This is a genomic window from Candidatus Symbiopectobacterium sp. NZEC135 (genome assembly GCF_025962695.1).
Window position 1 is genome coordinate 1 of sequence record NZ_JAGFPF010000606.1, and the last position, 1,146, is coordinate 1,146.

At 55.8% G+C, this 1,146-nt stretch carries 1 protein-coding gene; it reads left to right on the forward strand.

Going from position 1 to position 1,146, the window contains the following annotated elements:
• Window positions 1-25: 25 nt before the first annotated feature.
• Window positions 26-871, forward strand: a complete 846-nt coding sequence (locus tag J5224_RS29120) for a TatD family hydrolase (protein WP_264628560.1) — start codon at window positions 26-28, stop codon at window positions 869-871.
• Window positions 872-1,146 lie beyond the last annotated feature (275 nt).

Consider the following 1,146-nt stretch of genomic DNA (forward strand, 5'->3'; position numbering starts at 1 on the left):
CCCTACGTTGACGTTGCACTCTGGCATGGATAATTCCCACAGGCGCTTTTCCTTTATAGATACCCATTGTCACTATGATTTTCCGCCCTTGAGCGAAAATGAAGTGGCAAATATCGCGCTCGCCGCAACGGCAGGGGTAACGCATATCCTGGTGCCTGCGGTTGAGTCCCGCTATTTTGCGCGCATCACTGCGCTTTCGCAGGCTCATCCTGAAATCTATGCCGCGCTTGGCTTACACCCACTCTATATTGCCCATCATCAGGATAGCGATGTGGATCTGCTCGAACAGCAGCTGCGTCAACGGGATGACCGACTGATCGCGGTGGGAGAAATCGGGCTGGATCTGTATATGGCCGAGCCCCGTTTCGAACGCCAATGCGAACTTCTGGAAGCGCAACTGGCGTTGGCGAAGCGCTACGACTTGCCGGTGATGCTGCACTCCCGACGCACTCACGATCGTTTGGCGCAGCTGTTGCGCCGTATCGATGTGCCGCGCAAAGGCGTGGTACACGGTTTTGCTGGCAGCGAGCAGCAGGCGCTGGCCTTTATCAAGTTGGGATACTGCATTGGCGTCGGCGGCACCATCACCTATCCACGCGCCAATAAAACCCGTCAGGCGATTTCTCGCCTTCCTCTCGATAGCCTGCTGCTGGAAACCGATGCGCCCGATATGCCGCTTAACGGTTTTCAGGGACACCCCAATCGCCCCGAGCGTGCCGCCAATGTGTTTCACACCCTGTGTGAGCTGCGTTCAGAACCGCCTGAGGTGATAGCGGACGCGCTGTATCGCAACACCTGCCGCCTGTTTACCTTGCCGGGCGTTCACGCCAACGGCGGGGTATCAAACGTCGTTTCTCAAAGCGAGAAATAGCAACGCCTTATCGCTACTCTCGTTAACAGTGCAAAAAATCGACGCTCTGCACCGTTATCGATCTTCCCCTCTGCACCGCTACATCGCGCGGTTGCTCGCTAACGCGCTGCGCTCATGGCCGATGGATAGCGATTTATTATTGCTCAATGCGTAACAACGGCAGCAGCGCGGCGGTTTCTCGTTTTGAGAAGGCTGCTGTCTTAAATCAGTAACAAGCTGGCAACCCGGTTGGCGTCACTCTTGCAAAAACACCCTGAACCAGGATGAACGATGAT

What these genes read in the sequence shown, in the direction of transcription:
- J5224_RS29120 (WP_264628560.1), top strand. Translation starts at nt 26, where the DNA reads ATGGATAATTCCCACAGGCGCTTTTCCTTTATAGATACCCATTGTCAC.